This is a genomic window from Hymenobacter endophyticus (genome assembly GCF_032464715.1).
In the GTDB taxonomy this organism is placed as follows: Bacteria; Bacteroidota; Bacteroidia; order Cytophagales; family Hymenobacteraceae; genus Hymenobacter; species Hymenobacter endophyticus.
This window is the reverse complement of record NZ_JAWDJT010000015.1, coordinates 69,437-85,456: the sequence shown is the minus strand read 5'-3', so window position 1 is coordinate 85,456 and position 16,020 is coordinate 69,437. Positions and strand designations below refer to the sequence as shown.

The 16,020-nt window shown below is 59.0% G+C and carries 13 protein-coding genes; 6 read left to right on the top strand and 7 right to left on the bottom strand.

Annotation, left to right across the window (positions count from 1 at the left end; all coding sequences use genetic code 11):
• Window positions 1-191: 191 nt before the first annotated feature.
• Window positions 192-2,342, top strand: coding sequence for a DUF748 domain-containing protein (locus ROI90_RS18630; RefSeq protein WP_315999792.1), 2,151 nt, complete (start codon window positions 192-194; stop codon window positions 2,340-2,342).
• Between the two features lie 88 nt (window positions 2,343-2,430).
• Here the strand turns inward: ROI90_RS18630 and ROI90_RS18625 are convergent, their stop codons facing one another.
• Together ROI90_RS18625 and ROI90_RS18620 are read right to left on the bottom strand one after the other, a co-directional pair.
• A complete protein-coding gene (locus tag ROI90_RS18625) occupies window positions 2,431-3,438 on the bottom strand; it encodes a gluconolaconase (RefSeq protein ID WP_315999791.1) in 1,008 nt (335 codons plus the stop codon).
• Window positions 3,439-3,521: 83 nt separating this feature from the next.
• Window positions 3,522-3,935 carry a hypothetical protein gene (locus tag ROI90_RS18620; RefSeq protein ID WP_315999790.1) on the bottom strand — a complete coding sequence of 138 codons (414 nt, stop codon included), beginning with the start codon at window positions 3,933-3,935 and terminating at the stop codon, window positions 3,522-3,524.
• Between the two features lie 231 nt (window positions 3,936-4,166).
• Here ROI90_RS18620 and ROI90_RS18615 point away from each other — a divergent pair, with 231 nt between their 5' ends.
• Window positions 4,167-5,804, top strand: a complete 1,638-nt coding sequence (locus tag ROI90_RS18615; RefSeq protein ID WP_315999789.1) for an amidase — start codon at window positions 4,167-4,169, stop codon at window positions 5,802-5,804.
• 143 nt (window positions 5,805-5,947) lie between these two features.
• Here the strand turns inward: ROI90_RS18615 and ROI90_RS18610 are convergent, their stop codons facing one another.
• The 3 genes from ROI90_RS18610 to ROI90_RS18600 form a co-directional block, all read right to left on the bottom strand.
• Entirely contained in the window at window positions 5,948-6,181 is a 234-nt protein-coding gene (locus ROI90_RS18610; RefSeq protein WP_315999788.1) for a hypothetical protein, read from the bottom strand.
• A 100-nt stretch (window positions 6,182-6,281) separates the two neighbouring features.
• Window positions 6,282-6,824 carry a hypothetical protein gene (locus tag ROI90_RS18605; RefSeq protein ID WP_315999787.1) on the bottom strand — a complete coding sequence of 181 codons (543 nt, stop codon included), beginning with the start codon at window positions 6,822-6,824 and terminating at the stop codon, window positions 6,282-6,284.
• 163 nt (window positions 6,825-6,987) lie between these two features.
• Window positions 6,988-7,398 (bottom strand): hypothetical protein, encoded by a 411-nt coding sequence (locus tag ROI90_RS18600; RefSeq protein WP_315999786.1) that lies wholly within the window; start codon window positions 7,396-7,398, stop codon window positions 6,988-6,990.
• Between the two features lie 85 nt (window positions 7,399-7,483).
• Here ROI90_RS18600 and abc-f point away from each other — a divergent pair, with 85 nt between their 5' ends.
• The gene (abc-f, locus tag ROI90_RS18595) at window positions 7,484-9,394 is read left to right on the top strand and encodes a ribosomal protection-like ABC-F family protein (protein WP_315999785.1); all 1,911 of its coding nucleotides are present in this window, start codon (window positions 7,484-7,486) and stop codon (window positions 9,392-9,394) included.
• Window positions 9,395-9,600: 206 nt separating this feature from the next.
• On the opposite strand, the gene ROI90_RS18590 is transcribed toward abc-f, so the two are convergent.
• Window positions 9,601-10,263, bottom strand: a complete 663-nt coding sequence (locus tag ROI90_RS18590; protein ID WP_315999784.1) for a hypothetical protein — start codon at window positions 10,261-10,263, stop codon at window positions 9,601-9,603.
• Between the two features lie 297 nt (window positions 10,264-10,560).
• Here ROI90_RS18590 and ROI90_RS18585 point away from each other — a divergent pair, with 297 nt between their 5' ends.
• Window positions 10,561-11,910, top strand: coding sequence for a type IX secretion system plug protein (locus tag ROI90_RS18585; protein WP_315999783.1), 1,350 nt, complete (start codon window positions 10,561-10,563; stop codon window positions 11,908-11,910).
• A 69-nt stretch (window positions 11,911-11,979) separates the two neighbouring features.
• On the opposite strand, the gene ROI90_RS18580 is transcribed toward ROI90_RS18585, so the two are convergent.
• Entirely contained in the window at window positions 11,980-12,930 is a 951-nt protein-coding gene (locus tag ROI90_RS18580) for a hypothetical protein (RefSeq protein ID WP_315999782.1), read from the bottom strand.
• A 203-nt stretch (window positions 12,931-13,133) separates the two neighbouring features.
• Here ROI90_RS18580 and ROI90_RS18575 point away from each other — a divergent pair, with 203 nt between their 5' ends.
• Both ROI90_RS18575 and ROI90_RS18570 read left to right on the top strand, forming a co-directional pair.
• Window positions 13,134-14,441 carry a cation:proton antiporter gene (locus ROI90_RS18575; RefSeq protein ID WP_315999781.1) on the top strand — a complete coding sequence of 436 codons (1,308 nt, stop codon included), beginning with the start codon at window positions 13,134-13,136 and terminating at the stop codon, window positions 14,439-14,441.
• A 109-nt stretch (window positions 14,442-14,550) separates the two neighbouring features.
• Entirely contained in the window at window positions 14,551-15,996 is a 1,446-nt protein-coding gene (locus ROI90_RS18570; RefSeq protein WP_315999780.1) for a M48 family metalloprotease, read from the top strand.
• Window positions 15,997-16,020: the final 24 nt, after the last annotated feature.

Genomic DNA, 16,020 nt, shown 5'->3' with positions numbered 1-16,020 from the left:
GTGCTTGTTGCTGCGTACTGAATAACAGGCAGCCAGGAAAAAAGCATGCAGGCATAGCGGGGTGGTAGGCAGGTGGGGCGGGGCGAAGGTAGATGGTTCCGGCTGCAAGGTGGTGGCATTGATGTATGCTGGAGGCCTGGGCAGGCCGAATCCGTATAACCCCGGCGGGCGGCTCTTGCGTAAGTCTCGCCGTGCCTGCTTTCGTTGCCTCATCCGTATCTGCTACACCTGTCCGGCGCCACCATTGGGGGCGGTGGCTAATTGGCCTGCTGGCTTTTGGGGCGCTCAGTCTGTGGGGGCTGCTCACCTTCTGGCTCGACCCCTGGCTGCAGCGCCAGGCCGAGCAGCGGGTGTATACAGCCAGCCAGGGCCGGTACCGGCTGCATATTGGCAAGCTGCGCACCCGTTTATGGCCGCTCGGGGCCGAAGCTCATGCCCTACACCTGCGTACCGTAGCTTCCACCCCCGACTCGGGCCGGCTGCCGCGCCTGGAGCTGGCCCTGGGCCGGGTGGCGGTAAGGGGGGTAAGCTGGGGCGCTTTGCTGCGCCGGGCGGAAGTACCGGTGGATAGTATCGTGCTCGACTCAGTTGCCGTGGGGCTACAGCATCTTCCTGCCGCCCGCAGTTCTTCGCCCCTGTATGCGCAGCTGCCGGTAGCCGGCCTCCGGGTGGGGCGGCTGGCGGTACGGCACCTGCATGGCAGCTTGGGCCCGGCCCACCGCCCCACCCTGCAAGCCGGTGAAACCAGCCTGATAGTGGCAGATGTGCGCCTCAGCGCCGCTGCCGCCGCTGATTCGGGCCGCATAGGGTACGCGGCGGCAGTAACCGGCCAAACGCGGGGCCTGGCGGTGCAGGTGCCGGGCCACACGGTGCGGGTAGGGCGGCTGCAGCTTTCTTCGGTACTTGGCCACTTGCTCCTGGATTCCCTGCTGCTGCACCCAGCCCAGCCCATCAACCATCGGCGCAGCCAGACCATGCGGGTTAGCCTGGTAGTGCCGCGCCTGCAGCTCATTGGCCTGGATGGACCCCGCTTAGCCCGGCAAGACTTTCGGGCCGATACCTTGCTGGTAAAAAGCCCCCGACTGGCCCTGACCCTGCCCGCCCAGAAGCCACCTAGTCTGCACACGGTGCTGGCAGCTTACCTGCGCAGTTGCCGGCTGGGGGCTTTGGTAGTCACGAACGGGCGCGTGCAGGTAGCGGGTACTGAGCTGGCTCCGGCGGTGGCGGGGGTGGAGCTGGTTGGGTCCGGCTTCCAGGTACTACCCCGGCTGGGGCCGCCCACCGACATGTACTACGCCCGCCGCTGGCATCTGCAAACGGGCAAGGCTACGGCCACGCTTGATGCGCCCTACTACCATATGTCCTGGCAGAACATGCAGGCGGATACCCGCGCTGGCTCCCTGCGCCTACATGCTGTGTCGGTACTGCCCACGTTGTCGGTGGAGGGCTTGGCCCGCCGCAAGGGCCACCAGGCGGCGCACGTAAGCGCCCGGTTCCCGGCTGTGTGGCTGAGCGGCTTCAGCTTCCCGGCTGCCGTAAACCAGGGGGAGCTGCGGGCCGCTGTGCTGGGCGTACAGGGTGCCCACATAACCACCCGCTCCGATGGGCGCTTTCCCGGTAACCCCCGGATTTCCAGCGTAACCCCCGAGGCGCTGGGGCGCTTGCCGTTCCGGTTTGCGGTAAACCAGCTACGCCTAAGGCAGGCCAGTCTGACCATGCTCTACCGGGCACCCCGGCACGCAGCCCCCGGTATTCTGCAGATTACCCGGTTTGCCAGCACACTGCGCAACCTCAGCAACGACCCCGCCCGCATGAGTGCTGCCCGTCCGCTCACGGGTGAGGCCAGCGGTTGGCTCCAGGGCCAGGGCAGAGCCCAACTCACTTTGCAGGCCAATCTGCTTGACCCGGCCGGCCGCCACGCGCTACGAGGTACCTTCTACAGCACGCCGCTGGCCATGCTCAACTCCATGACGGTTCCCACCCTGGGGCTGGACGTACGGAGTGGGCAAGTGCACCAAATCGACTTCCGGATGACGCTGGACCAGCAGGCGGCGCGGGGTACCATGTGGGGCCGCTACACCAACCTCAAGATGCAGCGCCTTAACCGCCAAAACCGCCCCGGTGTATTGCACCGGCTGCAAACTTCCGTCATAAACGGTGTGTTTATCCGCGACAATAACCCCCGCCGGCCGGGAGCGGAGCTGGAACCGGGCACCATCCTATCCAATAGGCAACGGCGGTTCTCGGTGTTTTCCCTGTGGCGGCAGGGCCTGGTGAGCGGCCTGCTCAATAGCGCCGGAGTGCCCAAAGGCCTCTCCAAGAAGCTCAGCGAAGGCCAATAGGTAATGTCAGCGGCTCCAACGGCCAAGCGCCGGGTACCTTGCTTCTGTAAGCAAAGTGTCCGGCGCTTGGCGGCTAATCCTTGTGCTGCTAAAACGTTACCCGCGCAATGGTAAACACCGAAACAGGCGGATTTTGGTTGGCCTGCAAGGCGTTGAGGTTGGAGTACAGTACGTAGCTGTCGGCTCCCTGGCGGCGGGCCAGGGTAGTGGGGTACTGGGGCGGTGTGCTGAAGGTGCCCGAAATGGTGGCCGTAGCCCAGTTATCAGTGGAAGCCAGGCGGTATACCTTGGCCTGGGCGTTGGTTACCACTTGCAGCGTGGTATTATCCTGGAGCAGCAGTCCGTCGGCTCCGGTGAGGGCCTGGGGCAGGGTTACTCGGGTGAGAGAGGCCGGGGCCGCCAGCGGTACTTTAAACAGCGCGCCTTCGTTGGATTTGGCTACCAACAGAAAGCCGCCGGGGTGATACGCAAGGCCGTTGAGCCCAAACGCCCCGGCCGGGGCCCCCAGCTGCGCATCTTCCAGAAACACCGTGGCCGTACCCTGCGCGTCTACCTTGTAAATGATGGGTGCAAAGCTGTCGGTGATGTAGGCGTTGCCCTGATCATCCACGGCAATATCGTTGGCGAAGTGGTTTTGGGTGGGCCGCAGGCCGCCCAGGTTTACGTAGGCGGTGCGCTGGCCGGAGGTAAGGTTGAAAATAGCCAGTCCGGCCAGCTTGCGCTGGGTGGCCGCCGAAGTGCGGGCGGGATTGTAGCCGGGGTCCGATACGGCCACCAGCAGGCGGTTCCGGCTTTCATCAACGCGCATGCCAATCGTAGAAACCAGCACGGCATCATCGGCAAACTGGGTGTACGTGCCATCGTCCTTCACCTGGCCCACTGCCCCCCGGGTTTGGGAGCTTACCAGAAAACGGTTGCCGGTAGCGTCGTACTGCACGCCCTCGGGGTAGAGGCCGGCCTGGGTGAAGGCCACTGTGCTGGGCAGCGCCGGCGAGGAGTCCTCCGCATCATCATCGGAGCAGGCAGTAAGTAGCAGGGCAGCGCCGAATACGGCGGCTAAGCGGCCGAAAAAAGCGCGGGAGTGAAGTTGAAGCATACACCAGGGGAATAAGTGAGGACGCTTCAGTTACGAGGCCGCTGCCTACTAAGGTTGGTACATAATTCGGTAGTGTTGAGCTGCTACTGGCGGGGTACCGTGCTGCTTTGTCGGCGCAGCCAGTTAAAAGCCGTGGCCACATCATCAAACGAGGCTACGGTCGGGCGTTCCAGGTACTGCACAATGGCTTCCGTGGAGTTTCGGCCGGGAAACACCGGCGCATAAATCCAGGCCAGGTAGCGCAGCCCCGCCTCATACATGTCCTGCAGCCAGCTCAGGCTCCATTCGGTGAGTTTGACGGTAGTGGAGGTAATATTGGAGTTGTCGTTCAGAATCTTGGCCGTCGGCCGCCGGCGCATCACCTCGAGCATGGCCAGGCAGCACTGCCGCGACGAAACCGGGTCATGGGCACCTTGCCAGTTCACGTATAGCCATTCATTATCATGGTCGTAGCTGATAGTCAGGCCCGGCTGATCCAGAATAAGTTCAAGTTGCATACCAGCGGATAGGGTGGGAGAAGGGTAGTAAAGCAGGCAGAATAGAGCAGAAAGCAAGAAAAAAGACGCGTAGTCGTCAGCGTGCGTTGCCTGGCTCAGCGGGAAAATATCTAAGAACGTAAAGTACTAAAGTAGCAATACAAGTGGCAAGGCTTTGCGGGGGGTAAATACGATGAACAGTCCTCGTTAGATTTATTTCCGCAGTATCTTGAGGGCATAAACCGCCACTCCATGAACCGCCGAATTTTCCTGCGTAACGGCTCCCTTGCCGGCCTTGCCCTCTCCACCGTTTCGCTGGCCGCCTGCTCCTCCGGCCCCGACAAAACCACCGCCCCGGCGGGCTCCGGCCCCGATGCCTCCGGTTTCGATACGGACTTTGAACTGGCCGAGACGACCGTGGCGGACCTTCAGGAGAAAATGAAAAACGGGCAGCTTACGGCCAGGCGCATCACGGAACTGTACCTAAAGCGCATCGAGACAATTGACAAAGCCGGCCCCAAGCTGAATGCCGTGCTCCTCACCAACCCCGATGCCCTCAAGCTAGCCGACCAACTGGATGCGGAGCGCAAGAGTGGCAAGCTGCGCGGCCCTCTGCACGGCATTCCGGTGCTCGTCAAGGATAATATTGATACCGCCGACCAGCAGCCAACCACCGCCGGCTCCCTGGCTCTGGCCGGCCACAAGGCCCAGCAAGACGCTTTTATTGTGCAGAAGCTGCGGGCCGCCGGGGCTATTGTGCTCGGCAAAACCAACTTAAGTGAATGGGCCAACTTCCGCTCCACCCGCAGCACCAGCGGCTGGAGCAGCCAGGGTGGCCAAACCAAAAACCCCTACATCCTCGACCGTACCCCCAGTGGCTCCAGCTCCGGCTCGGGGGCGGCCGCGGCGGCTAACCTCTGCGCCCTGGCCATTGGCACCGAAACCGACGGCTCCATTGTGTCGCCGGCCTCGTGCTGCGGCTTGGTGGGCCTGAAGCCGACGGTGGGCCTGTGGAGCCGCGCCGGCATCATACCCATATCGGCCACCCAGGACACGGCCGGCCCCATGACCCGCACCGTCCGCGACGCGGCTATTCTGCTGGGCGCGCTGGCTGGTGAGGATGCCCGGGATGCCGTGACCAAGGAAAGCGCCGGCAAAATCCAGCCTGATTATACCACGTTTCTGGATGCCAATGGCCTGAAGGGCAAACGGCTGGGCGTGGAAAAAAACCACCTCAAAGGCTCCTCGGATGCCGTTGCGCTGCTCCAGCAGGCCCTGGAAGTGCTACGGGTCCAGGGCGCTACCATTGTGGAGGTGGAAGTAGAAAAGCAGACAGATCCGCTGGGGGAGGACGAGTATAACGTGCTGCTCTACGAGTTCAAGGATGGGGTGAACAACTACCTGGCTGCGGCCGGGGCCGGTGTCAAAACCCTTACCGATGTTATTCGCTTCAACACCGAGAACAAGGCCAAGGCCATGCCCTTCTTCCAGCAGGAAATTCTGGAAAGTTCCGACAAGCTGGATGGCCTCAGCAGCCCCAAATACCAGGCCGCCCTACGCAAGTCGCAGCAAGGGGCCCGCGCCGCCCTGAATGCCGCATTGCGCAGCAATAAGCTTGATGGTATTGTGGCCGTAACCAACGCCCCCGCCCGCTGCATCGACCTAATCAACGGTGACGGGGGCGGCGGCCCTGGTTTCTCCTCCCCAGCGGCTATGGCGGGCTACCCCCATATTACGGTACCCATGGGCCAGGCACATGGCCTGCCAGTGGGCCTCTCTTTTGTGGGCGGCGCCTACCAGGAAGGAACGTTGCTGACGCTGGCATACGCCTACGAGCAGGCCTCCAAAAAGCGCCAGGCTCCGGAGTTTAAGGCCCCGTTTGTAGGCTAAATTCCCCGGGCCTGAAAAGCCCATTGCGGCCAGCAAAACGAACCACCCGGCACCCTGGAGAAACTAATCAGCTCCAGGGTGCCGGGTGGTTCGTTTTGCTGGCCGCAGCCGTAGGGTAATGCAGGGCCTGGCGGCGTTGCTTGCTATTCTTCGTCGTTAGCGGCTGTGCTGCTGGTTCTCTCGTTGGATGATGAAGCGCTGCCGGAGCCGCCTTCCGCGCCATCTTCGGCGTCCAGATTCAGCTCGTAGCCGCCGCTGCCGTAGGTGGGGCGGCCGGCGGTTTGGCCTACGGCGCTACCGGCTTGGGTGCCTTGGGCTGCCTCAGCAGACCGGTCGTTGGTTTCGTCGGGAGTTACGGAGGGAGGGGTGGTTGCCATAGCTAGGAAAAGTAAGTTTGTACAACAGATGCTTCCCTATACGGCCCATCTGCGCCCGGCAGCTAGTTTTGGCGGCAAAATACGCCCGTGGCTGCGTGGCCTAGGGTACGTACTGCTCCGTGAGACTCACAATTTCACCCTGTTGGGTAACCACCACAAATGGCGCGTACTTAAGCGCGGCGGGCGGAGTAGCCGCTACCTGTGCCGCCGACTGGGGCCGCTGCGCTAGCCCATTTCCGCCGTTCTGCCAGAACCGGAAGGTGGCTCCGGCCCGCAGGGGTAGAGTCCGCTCCTTGGTGTTCTCGTTTACGATATAGTAGTCGTTAGGCACGGAGTACACCGTGTCACCGTTTTGTACTTCCGTCATGGCGTCGCCCCGGCGCTGGGCGGCGGCCACGGCATCGGGGCCTTTCAAGAATTGTACAAAGTCCACCACGGCGTAGTAGCGGCCTTTCTGCTCGTACACGCGCCGCACGTACGCGTGGCCCCGGCCCGTATTGCCCACTTTCTCGGTGGTCGACTGCTCGCCCTCCAGTTCCGTCGGTACCACGTCCCGGGATTCGGCCACGGCACCCTCTTGCTCAGTGGAGCGGCAGGCGGCAACAGTCAAGAGCAAGGCAACGGGGAGCAGGCGGCGGTTCATGCGGCAGGAGTAAAATAGAGAAGTTCAGGCCGCAAGATACAGGCTGAATCGGCCGCTACCAGTTGCGCGGCGAGTACTACACGCCTGGCCTGGTACCGGTAGCTACCCTGCCGGAGCTGCAGATTGAATGGGCAGAGGTGTTTGAGGGGGGTAGAATGCGGCACTACATACATTGAATGTTCCAGCTCTCTGCTACACACTCGAATGTCATATCTCTCAGGAAAAAGATAAAGTGGTGAAGCTGAGTAGAGCCAGCGGCTCGTTCAAGGATAAAGGCCCCTTGCGGAAAATCAACTTCCCAATCAGTAAGTAACTCATAAAAGTATCCCCAAGGCAATTGATGGTTTTTATAGCGGTGCTGACCGTTATAATATCCCTCGTCATTTAGGGAAGTAAAGGAATATTTGTGGCAATTTCGAAACGCCAAACAAGCTTTATCTCCTTCCTGAAATTGCTCAAACTGGAAGGCATTCAGATAAAATTCAAGCTGCACAATTTGTCCTGAAACGGTCAGGTGGGGGCTTGGTGCATTTGGGTCAGCGTTCCAGTTGTGGTTGAGTTGTTGGTAGCGCATAGAATATAGAGCATCTTGTTGTGGAGTAGTCGAAATTGCATCGTCTCAAACCCGTACCTTTGCGGCTTCAAGCCCCGCAAAGTAGATGATTTCCATTACTGACCTCGATTTCCATTTCGGCTCGCGTACCCTCTACGATAAGGCCAGCCTGCACATCAAACCCAAGGATAAAATCGGCCTGATTGGGCTGAACGGCCGGGGTAAATCCACGCTGCTCCGCATTCTGGTGGGGGAGTATAAGCCCGATGGCGGCAGCATCTCCATGAGCAAGGACGTGAGCCTGGGCTTCCTAAACCAGGACTTGCTGAGCTACGATTCCCACGAGTCTATCCTGGTGGTGGCCATGCAGGCGTTTGGGGAGGCCCTGGACATCCAGAAGAAGATTGATGAGGTGCTGCTGGAGTTCGAAAACAACTACACCGACGACTTGGTGGAGAAGCTGGCCGATTTGCAGGAACGCTTCGAGGCCCTGGGCGGCTACACCATGCAGGCCCGCACCGAGGAAATTCTGGAAGGGTTGGGCTTCACCACCGAGGAGCTGCAGCGCCCCCTGAAGCTGTTTTCGGGCGGCTGGCGCATGCGCGTAATGCTGGCCAAAATCCTGCTGCAACAGCCTTCTTTGCTGCTCCTTGACGAACCCACCAACCACTTGGACTTGCCCTCCATCAAGTGGATTGAAAACTACCTGGCCGGCTACGAAGGCGCCGTTATCATCGTGAGTCACGACCGGGAGTTCCTGGACCGTACCACCAACACCACCGTGGAGGTAACCGGCGGCAAGCTGGTGCCCTACGCCGGCAACTACTCCTTCTACCTCGAAGAAAAAGAGGAGCGCAACGCCATTCAGAAGGGCGCGTTTGAAAACCAGCAGGCCCAGATTCGGCAGGCTGAGCGCTTTATTGAGCGGTTTAAGGCCAAGGCCAGCAAAGCCAAGCAGGCTCAGAGCCGCGTGAAGGCCCTGGATAAGCTGGAGCGCATTGAAGATGTAGCCGCCGACGATGCCCGCGTGAACATCAAGTTCAACTTCACCGTCACGCCCGGCCGCCACATCCTGCGTATGGAGCACGTGGGCAAGAAGTACGGCGAGAAAATCATCTTCCGCGACACGCACGTGCACATTGAGCGGGGCGACAAAATCGCCCTCATCGGGGCCAACGGCAAGGGTAAATCCACGCTGATGCGCCTGGTGGCGGGGCAGGAGGCCCCCACCAATGGTAACCACCAGTTGGGCCACAACGTCATCATGTCGTTCTACGCCCAGCATCAGCTGGAAAGCCTGCGCATCGAAAACGAGATTTTGCAGGAGATGGTGGAGGCCGGCTCCAAGCGCACCGAAATGGAGCTGCGCTCCGTGCTGGGTTCCTTCCTGTTCACCGGCGACGAGGTGTACAAGAAAATTAAGGTACTGAGCGGGGGCGAGAAAAGCCGGGTAGCCCTGGCCAAAACCCTGATTTCGGAGGCCAACTTCCTGCTGCTCGACGAACCGACCAACCACTTGGACATGCAGTCGGTGAACATCCTGATTCAGGCCCTCGACCAGTACCAGGGTACCTACATCGTAATTAGCCACGACCGGTTCTTCGTGGAGAATGTGGCCAACAAAATATGGTACATTGAGGACTACCAGCTGAAGGAGTACCCCGGCACCTACGCTGAGTACGAGCAGTGGCAGGAAGACCGGGAAAAGGCCGCCAAGAAGGCCGGCCTTCCTTCCCCCTCGGCCCCTAAGCCCCTGCCCAAGGAGGAGAAGAAAGTAGACGCCTCCCCCGCCAAAACGCCTTCGCCCGATCAGAAGAAGGCTCTGAAAGAGCTGGCCGAGGTAGAGAAGAAGATTGACGAGCGGGAAAAGGAGCTGGCCCAGTACGAAGCCCAGCTAGCCGACCCCCAGATCTACCAGAACGCCGCCCAACTCAAAGATGCTACCCTCAAATTCGAGCAGGTGAAAAAGGAGCTGGCCCAGCTGAATGACCGGTGGGAAATGCTGGCCGAGATGTAAACCGCCTGGTTTCCTGAATTGCAAAGGCCCCCGGAAGTTGCTTCCGGCGGGCCTTTTTTATTATGCGCGACGTTCGTAAGGGGGGCGTTGCGGGGAAAGTGTAGGTAAAATCCGGTATTGCCACCAAAGCCGAGTAATAGTGAGCTATTATACTCTGTGTCTTATTTTATATGGTGTGAAAATATTGTGATGCACTGTACGTGTATTTAGTTACGTGGAATAAGTTGATGCAAATTAATATTGCCGCAGGTAATTTCCTTATCGTTGATTTTGTAAAACAGCTGTTGCTCTTTTATGCGTAGTCCGGTGCGCAAGGTGCCATTTACTCCGTGGGTAGCAAGTGTGACAACGTAAAAGCCACTTGCTTCTTTAGGATTGATAGTTCTTCTCAACGAAGAGGATTTATGAATACCAGCGTCTAAAAAAGGTTTTACGGCTAAACCGTAATTAAACAAGGGCACCTTGGCAAGTGTCAAAGTATCGGCGGGAAGGAGTAGCTCAGTATAGTTACCTGATGAAGGTGGAAGCTCAAATGAGTCGGAGGGGAAGTCAATTGCTAATTCAAAGGGCTTAGCTGTTTCATTGAGTATGCGGGTCCAGAACACCGCATAGATGTATCTTTTTCCAGTAGAGTCAATATAATTGAGTCCGCCTTTTGGAAGGCTGTTTTGTATAGTAATTCTTGCGCCCATTGAATCAACATACTCGTATTCAGTATGAATATACCTTTTCAGTGTGTTAGTGCTTTCGGTGTTTTTGATTGAAGCAGAATTTTTCATGCCAGCAGCCCCTGGCGTTGGTTTGCTGTTCTGCTCACAGGAAAAAAGCCCTGCTGCCGCTATAAGCAGTGTTATGGTGGAGTTTTTCATCTTGTGCATATTATTTCTGTTGCCGGAAACGGCAGTGGTTGTTTTTCTGCTGGCAAATGCCGGCTAGAAGCACTGTAAATGCAAGTCAAAGTCTTGGGCTGTGCGGAGGCCAGCCGGTTGCGTCAGGCAAAATGCGGACTGGATTCCGGTAGCCTTAGTGTTACAGAGGCGGAACAGACGTTTACCGCTGCCACCATCGGTATCCACTTTCCGCAGCCTGCCTGATGACCTACTGTCTGCTTCAATGAAATGGCCCTGGTGCTGGGGAAGATAAGCGGCCGCCCGTACCTTCGCAATATGCGCCTCTCCACCGTTACCCTGCTGCTAGCCGTAGTCGCCGCGCCGGCCTGTGTGCCCCTCGGCACGCCCATCACCGACCCGAATGCCGCCCGCCGACCCGCCACGCCCGGCCAGCGCCCCACCGAGTACTACGCCGATAAAACCCTGCGCTACGAGGATGCCATCTATGACCCCAACGTGCAGACGGTGCAATGCTACGTGCCCACCGGCCAGGCCAACGAGGTATTCAGCCCGCCCGTGGTTGCACTAAGCCAGGGCCAGCAGCCGGTACTGGAGTTTGACGTGCTGGGCGGGCAGGGGCAGCGCCTCACGGCCAAGCTGGTGCACTGCGACCTGAACTGGCAGCCCTCGGTGCTCACGGACATGCAGTTTTTGTCGGAAATCAACGAGCAGAACATTACCACCTACCGGGCCTCTATCAACACCAAAGTGCCCTATTTTCATTACCAGCTGCAAATGCCGCGGGTGAAGATTTCGGGCAATTACCTGTGGCTGGTGCAGGGACCGGGCGGTACGCCGCTGCTCAGCCGCCGCGTGCTGGTGTACGAAGAAGGCGGCGTGCAGATTGCCATGAAGCAGGGTATTCCGGTGGCCGGGCAGGAGCGCTACACCTTGCAACAGGTGGATTTCGGCATCCGCTACAATATGAACGTGGTGAATCCGGCCCAGGAAATAAAAGTGGTGCTGCGCCAGAACTTCCGCTGGGACAATGCCCGCTACAACCTGCGCCCCACCTTCGTGCGCGACGCCGACCGGCAGCTGGATTACCAGTACTTCAACTTCGAAAACGCCTTCCCGGCCCTGAGCGAGTTCCGCTTCTTTGATTTGCGCACGTTCCGCTCCCTGGGCATCGGGGTGGCCAAGCTGGATGCCGAGGCCTCGCCCCGCGCCGCGCTGCTGCAGCCCGAAACCACCCGCAACGGCCAGCGTTACTCCCAGTACGACGACATCAACGGCCAGCGCGTGATTGAGAGCCGGGAGTACGGTAACGGCGACACCTACGGTGAGTACCTGGATGTGACCTTCCAGCTTCGGGCCGAGCAGCCCGCGCCCGGCCCCGTGTATGTACTGGGTGCCCTCACCGACTGGCAGCTCAAGGACGAGTTCAAGCTTACCTACGACGCCCAGAACCAGGTATATCTGGGCCACGCCCTGCTCAAGCAAGGCTACTACAATTACATCTTCGCCACCCAAACGGCCCAGGGCCCCAACAGCGTGTATTGGGAAGGCAGCCACCAGGAAACCGAAAACCAGTATGACCTGCTGGTGTACTACCGCCCACCCGGTACCCGCACCGATTTGCTGGTGGGCTACCAGCGCCTGAATGTAAATCAGCGGCAACCGTAACAAGCAGTACCAACAAAAACGCCGCTTACAAGCGGCGTTTTTGTTGGTACTGCTGCCAGAAGCAGAGTACTACGGATGATTCTGGTGTACAACTGTAAGGTTTTCGCGCCCGTTCTGCACCACGGTACTTGATTCATTGGAGGCTCCTTGGTAGGTAGCGGCCTTGTTCAGGATGCCGGTTTGTTGTTGAATAGCTAGGCCTTGGTTGTTGTCCTGGTCGATGTAGGCTTTATTCTCGTAGGTTGATGCCCCACTCTGGGTCTGGTACGCCTTGTTATCGTTGCCGCTTTGCTCAATGGTGGCTTCTCCCAATGAGCCACTCTGCTGCTGCTCGACGGTGTTGCGGTTGCCGGTTTGGGTAGCTATGGCGGTATTGTCGCTGAAACTCTGTTGCTGACGCAAGCGGTTACCATTGCCGATTTGCGTGCCAGCTGCCTGTTGATTGATGTCGTTCTGCGCCTGGTAGGAAGTATTTCGGTTACCTATGGAGGTCAGGGTAGCCGTACTACCCGGGCCTTGCTGCTGCTGCTCGGCTTTGTTGTTGTTGCCCACCTGCAGAATAGTTGCCTGGGATACCCGGCTGACTTGCTGTTGAAGAGCCTCGTTGCTGTTGCCTACCTGCGTGGCCGTTACCTGGCCGCCTCCCCGCTGCTGTTGCCGGATAGCATTGAGAATACCAGTTTGCGTTGCCGAAGCCCGGTTGCCGGAGAAGTTTCCAGAAAAAGTTTGCACTTGTTCAATCGAGTTCTGAACGCCCAGCTGCGTGGCTGTGGCCCGCCCAATCCGGTCGTTTTGATTTTGCGCAATACTGTTTTGTATGCCCACCTGCGTGGCCGTAGCGGTATTGAGGTACCCCGCCTGGGTTACGGTAATAGCATTGCGGCTGCCCGTTTGCTGGTCAGTAGCCTGGTTGCTGTCACCCACCTGCTGCACGGTGGTGAGGTTGTTTTGTGCGGACGCGGCCATGGGAGTGAAGCCAGCCACTAGCGCGCTCAGCATGGGGAGAAGGAGTTTTTTCATAGCGGAATACATTGGAGCGTGATGATAAGCGTAGTTACTAAATTGTATTTAATATAAAAATATTTATAACAAATAATACATGAACATGGATAGAGCAATCTGTACTGAAGGCTGGCGGGTTTGCAAATAGTGTGGCCAGCGTTAATAGCCGGGGGCATCAGATATGCGTACGTATACGCTCCGCACTATCCAATGCACCCTGCATGTCGCACTATAACCTGATTCTGGTAGTGCTGGGCGTGGCTATTCTGGCCGTAGCTTGGCTGCCCTCACTGCTCAAAAAGTATCCGCTGTCTTATCCTATTCTGTTTGTGGGATTGGGTATGCTGGTGTTCGGGTTGCCACTGGGCCTGCCCAACCCCGACCCGGTAGAGCACTCCTCGTTTACTATGCACCTCACCGAAATCTGCGTGACGGTAGCCCTGACGGGTACGGGCCTTAAGATTGACCGCAAGTTTTCTCTTTGGCGCTGGCGGGCCCCCTTGCAGCTGGTGCTGGTGCTCATGGTAATTACCATTGCCATTTTTGCGGTGGTGGCCTGGAAGCTGGGCGGTATGGCGGCCTCCTCCGCTGTGCTGCTGGCCGCCACTCTGGCCCCCACCGACCCAGTACTGGCTGGCGACGTGCAAGTGGGCAAGCCGGGTGAAGGCAACGAAGATACCGTGCGTTTCTCCCTCACCGGGGAGGCCGGCCTGAATGATGGCCTGGCCTTTCCGTTTGTGCATCTGGCACTGGTGCTGCTGGCTGCTACCTCTTTGCACCTGGGGCAGGAGTTATGGCACTGGGCCTGGATGGATGTGCTCTACCGCACGGGCATGGGCGTACTGGCCGGGTGGCTGGCCGGTAAAGGGCTGTCTTTCCTGATTTTTGACCTTCCCCGCCGCGTTAAAATAAACCCTGAAGCCTACGGGTTTGTGGCCCTGGCCGTCACGCTCACGGCCTACGGGGTTACAGAATTGCTGCACGGCTACGGGTTCCTGGCCGTATTTGTGGCCGCCGTTACGCTGCGCACCCACGAGCGAAGCCATGAGTATCACACCGAGATGCACGAGTTTACCGACCAGTTGGAGCGCCTGCTGATTGTAGTTATTCTGATTCTGTTTGGCGGGGCCATTGTGCGGGGGCTGCTGGAGCCGCTCACCTGGGCGGGGGCCGCGCTAGGGCTGTTTCTGCTATGTATTCTGCGGCCGTTGGGTGGTATTCTTACGTTGGGCCGGAGCCGCGTTACCTGGCCCGAGCGCATCGTTATTTCCTTTTTTGGTATTCGGGGCATTGGCTCGTTTTTTTATCTGGCCTTTGCCATGCACGAAGCCCACTTTGCCGATGGCCGCCAGCTGTGGGCTATTACCGGCTTCACGGTGCTTACCTCCATTGTGGTGCACGGGGCACTGGCAACCCCCGTTATGGACTGGCTGGACCGGCGGCACGGCCGGCCTACGGCGGTGGAGCTGGAAGAGCAGGAACAAGAACAGCAGAAGCAGGAGCGCCGACCCGACGAATCAGTTTCCTGAAAGCGGCACAGATTTGGCGTTGTTGGTGGAAGCCGCTGTAACCTTCATACGGTTCTGGTGCGTTGCAGGCATATCTCCGCCTACTGTATTCTCCTAACCTCTCCTGCCCATGCACTTCATTCACACGTCTATTCTGGGAGCTGGCACCACGCTGGCCCTTTTGTTGCCTCTCCGCCCTGCCCAGCCTGCCACAACCACGGCCGCCCGGCCTGTGCTGCCCGTACAGGGGGCGCAACCTGATCCGCAAGTGGTTGCGCAGTTCGGCCTGTTGGACAACGCCAAACTGCAAACCTATATCGACCAGAAAGGAATGCAGATGGGCCGCATTTCCGACCGCCCTGCCGATGTGAAAGGCTTTACCATCGTCGATTCGCCCATTATCAATGCCTTCGCCACCCCCGATGGGCACGTGTACTTTACGCGGGGCATCATGGCGCACTTCAACAATGAGGCGCAGTTTAGTGGGGTGCTTGGCCACGAAATAGGGCACATTACCGCCCGCCACGGCCAGAAGCAGCAAACCCGCTCCACTATTGCCAACGGGGCCCTCATTCTGGGTTCTATTCTGTCGAAGCGGGTGGCTTCCATTGCGCAGCCGGCCTCACAGGTAGTAGGCCTGGGCCTGCTCAAGTATGGTCGCGACGATGAAAACGAATCAGACAAGCTAGGAGTGAAGTACTCCAGCAAAATCGGCTACGACCCGGCCTCCATGGCCGACTTCTTTCTCACCCTGCAGCGCACCGAGCAAAGCAGCGGCGCGGCCACTGTGCCCACGTTCCTGTCCTCGCACCCCAACTCCGCCGACCGGTACACCAACGTGAAAAAGCTGGCCGCCCAGGCCGAGCAGCAGGCCGGCCGCCAGCTGGCCGTCAACCGCGACCAGTACCTGCGCATGATTGAGGGCCTGCCCTACGGCGACAATCCCCGCGAGGGCTACGTGGAAAACAGCGTGTTCTACCACCCCGATCTGAAGTTTCAGTTCCCGATTCCGCAGGGCTGGAAGTCGCAGAACTCGCCCAGCCAGTTCCAGATGGCCGAGCCCAGTGGCAAGGCCGTGCAGATCCTGTTGCCCGCCGGCAACAAAAGCCTCGATGAAACCGCCCAAGCCTTGGCCCAGCAGCTTAAGCTGCAAAATGCCCAGGCCCAGAAAACCACCGTCAACAACTTCCCGGCCGTAGTTATCCAAGGCGACCAGGTGGGGCAGGACCAGTCGGGGCAGCAGGGCATTACGGCCAGTACTCTCACCTACCTTATCCAAGATGGCCAGACAATTTACGCCCTGGTAGGACTCTGTGGCCCCGGCACCCTCGGCACCTACGGCAGCACTTTTCAGCGCACCGCCGAAGGCTTCCGCCGCCTCACCGATGCCAGCAAAATCAACCGCCAGCCTGAGCGTATTCGCATCAAAACCGCCAAAGCCGGCCAGACGCTGGCCTCAGCCCTCGCCGCCAACGGCGTATCCAGCAAGCGTTATGAGGAAATGGCCATCCTCAACGGTATGAAAACCACCGATAAAATGACCAGCGGGCAGTTGTTTAAAGTGGTGGGGAAATAAAAATATGATTATGTCGAAAAACCG

Bases quoted from the DNA above. Each gene is read 5' to 3' on its own strand.
- ROI90_RS18605 (WP_315999787.1), bottom strand. From the start codon at position 6,824: ATGAACCGCCGCCTGCTCCCCGTTGCCTTGCTCTTGACTGTTGCCGCC.
- ROI90_RS18580 (WP_315999782.1), bottom strand. From the start codon at position 12,930: ATGAAAAAACTCCTTCTCCCCATGCTGAGCGCGCTAGTGGCTGGCTTC.
- ROI90_RS18590 (WP_315999784.1), bottom strand. From the start codon at position 10,263: ATGAAAAACTCCACCATAACACTGCTTATAGCGGCAGCAGGGCTTTTT.
- abc-f (WP_315999785.1), top strand. From the start codon at position 7,484: ATGATTTCCATTACTGACCTCGATTTCCATTTCGGCTCGCGTACCCTC.
- ROI90_RS18575 (WP_315999781.1), top strand. From the start codon at position 13,134: ATGTCGCACTATAACCTGATTCTGGTAGTGCTGGGCGTGGCTATTCTG.
- ROI90_RS18625 (WP_315999791.1), bottom strand. From the start codon at position 3,438: ATGCTTCAACTTCACTCCCGCGCTTTTTTCGGCCGCTTAGCCGCCGTA.
- ROI90_RS18570 (WP_315999780.1), top strand. From the start codon at position 14,551: ATGCACTTCATTCACACGTCTATTCTGGGAGCTGGCACCACGCTGGCC.
- ROI90_RS18620 (WP_315999790.1), bottom strand. From the start codon at position 3,935: ATGCAACTTGAACTTATTCTGGATCAGCCGGGCCTGACTATCAGCTAC.
- ROI90_RS18610 (WP_315999788.1), bottom strand. From the start codon at position 6,181: ATGGCAACCACCCCTCCCTCCGTAACTCCCGACGAAACCAACGACCGG.
- ROI90_RS18615 (WP_315999789.1), top strand. From the start codon at position 4,167: ATGAACCGCCGAATTTTCCTGCGTAACGGCTCCCTTGCCGGCCTTGCC.
- ROI90_RS18600 (WP_315999786.1), bottom strand. From the start codon at position 7,398: ATGCGCTACCAACAACTCAACCACAACTGGAACGCTGACCCAAATGCA.
- ROI90_RS18585 (WP_315999783.1), top strand. From the start codon at position 10,561: ATGCGCCTCTCCACCGTTACCCTGCTGCTAGCCGTAGTCGCCGCGCCG.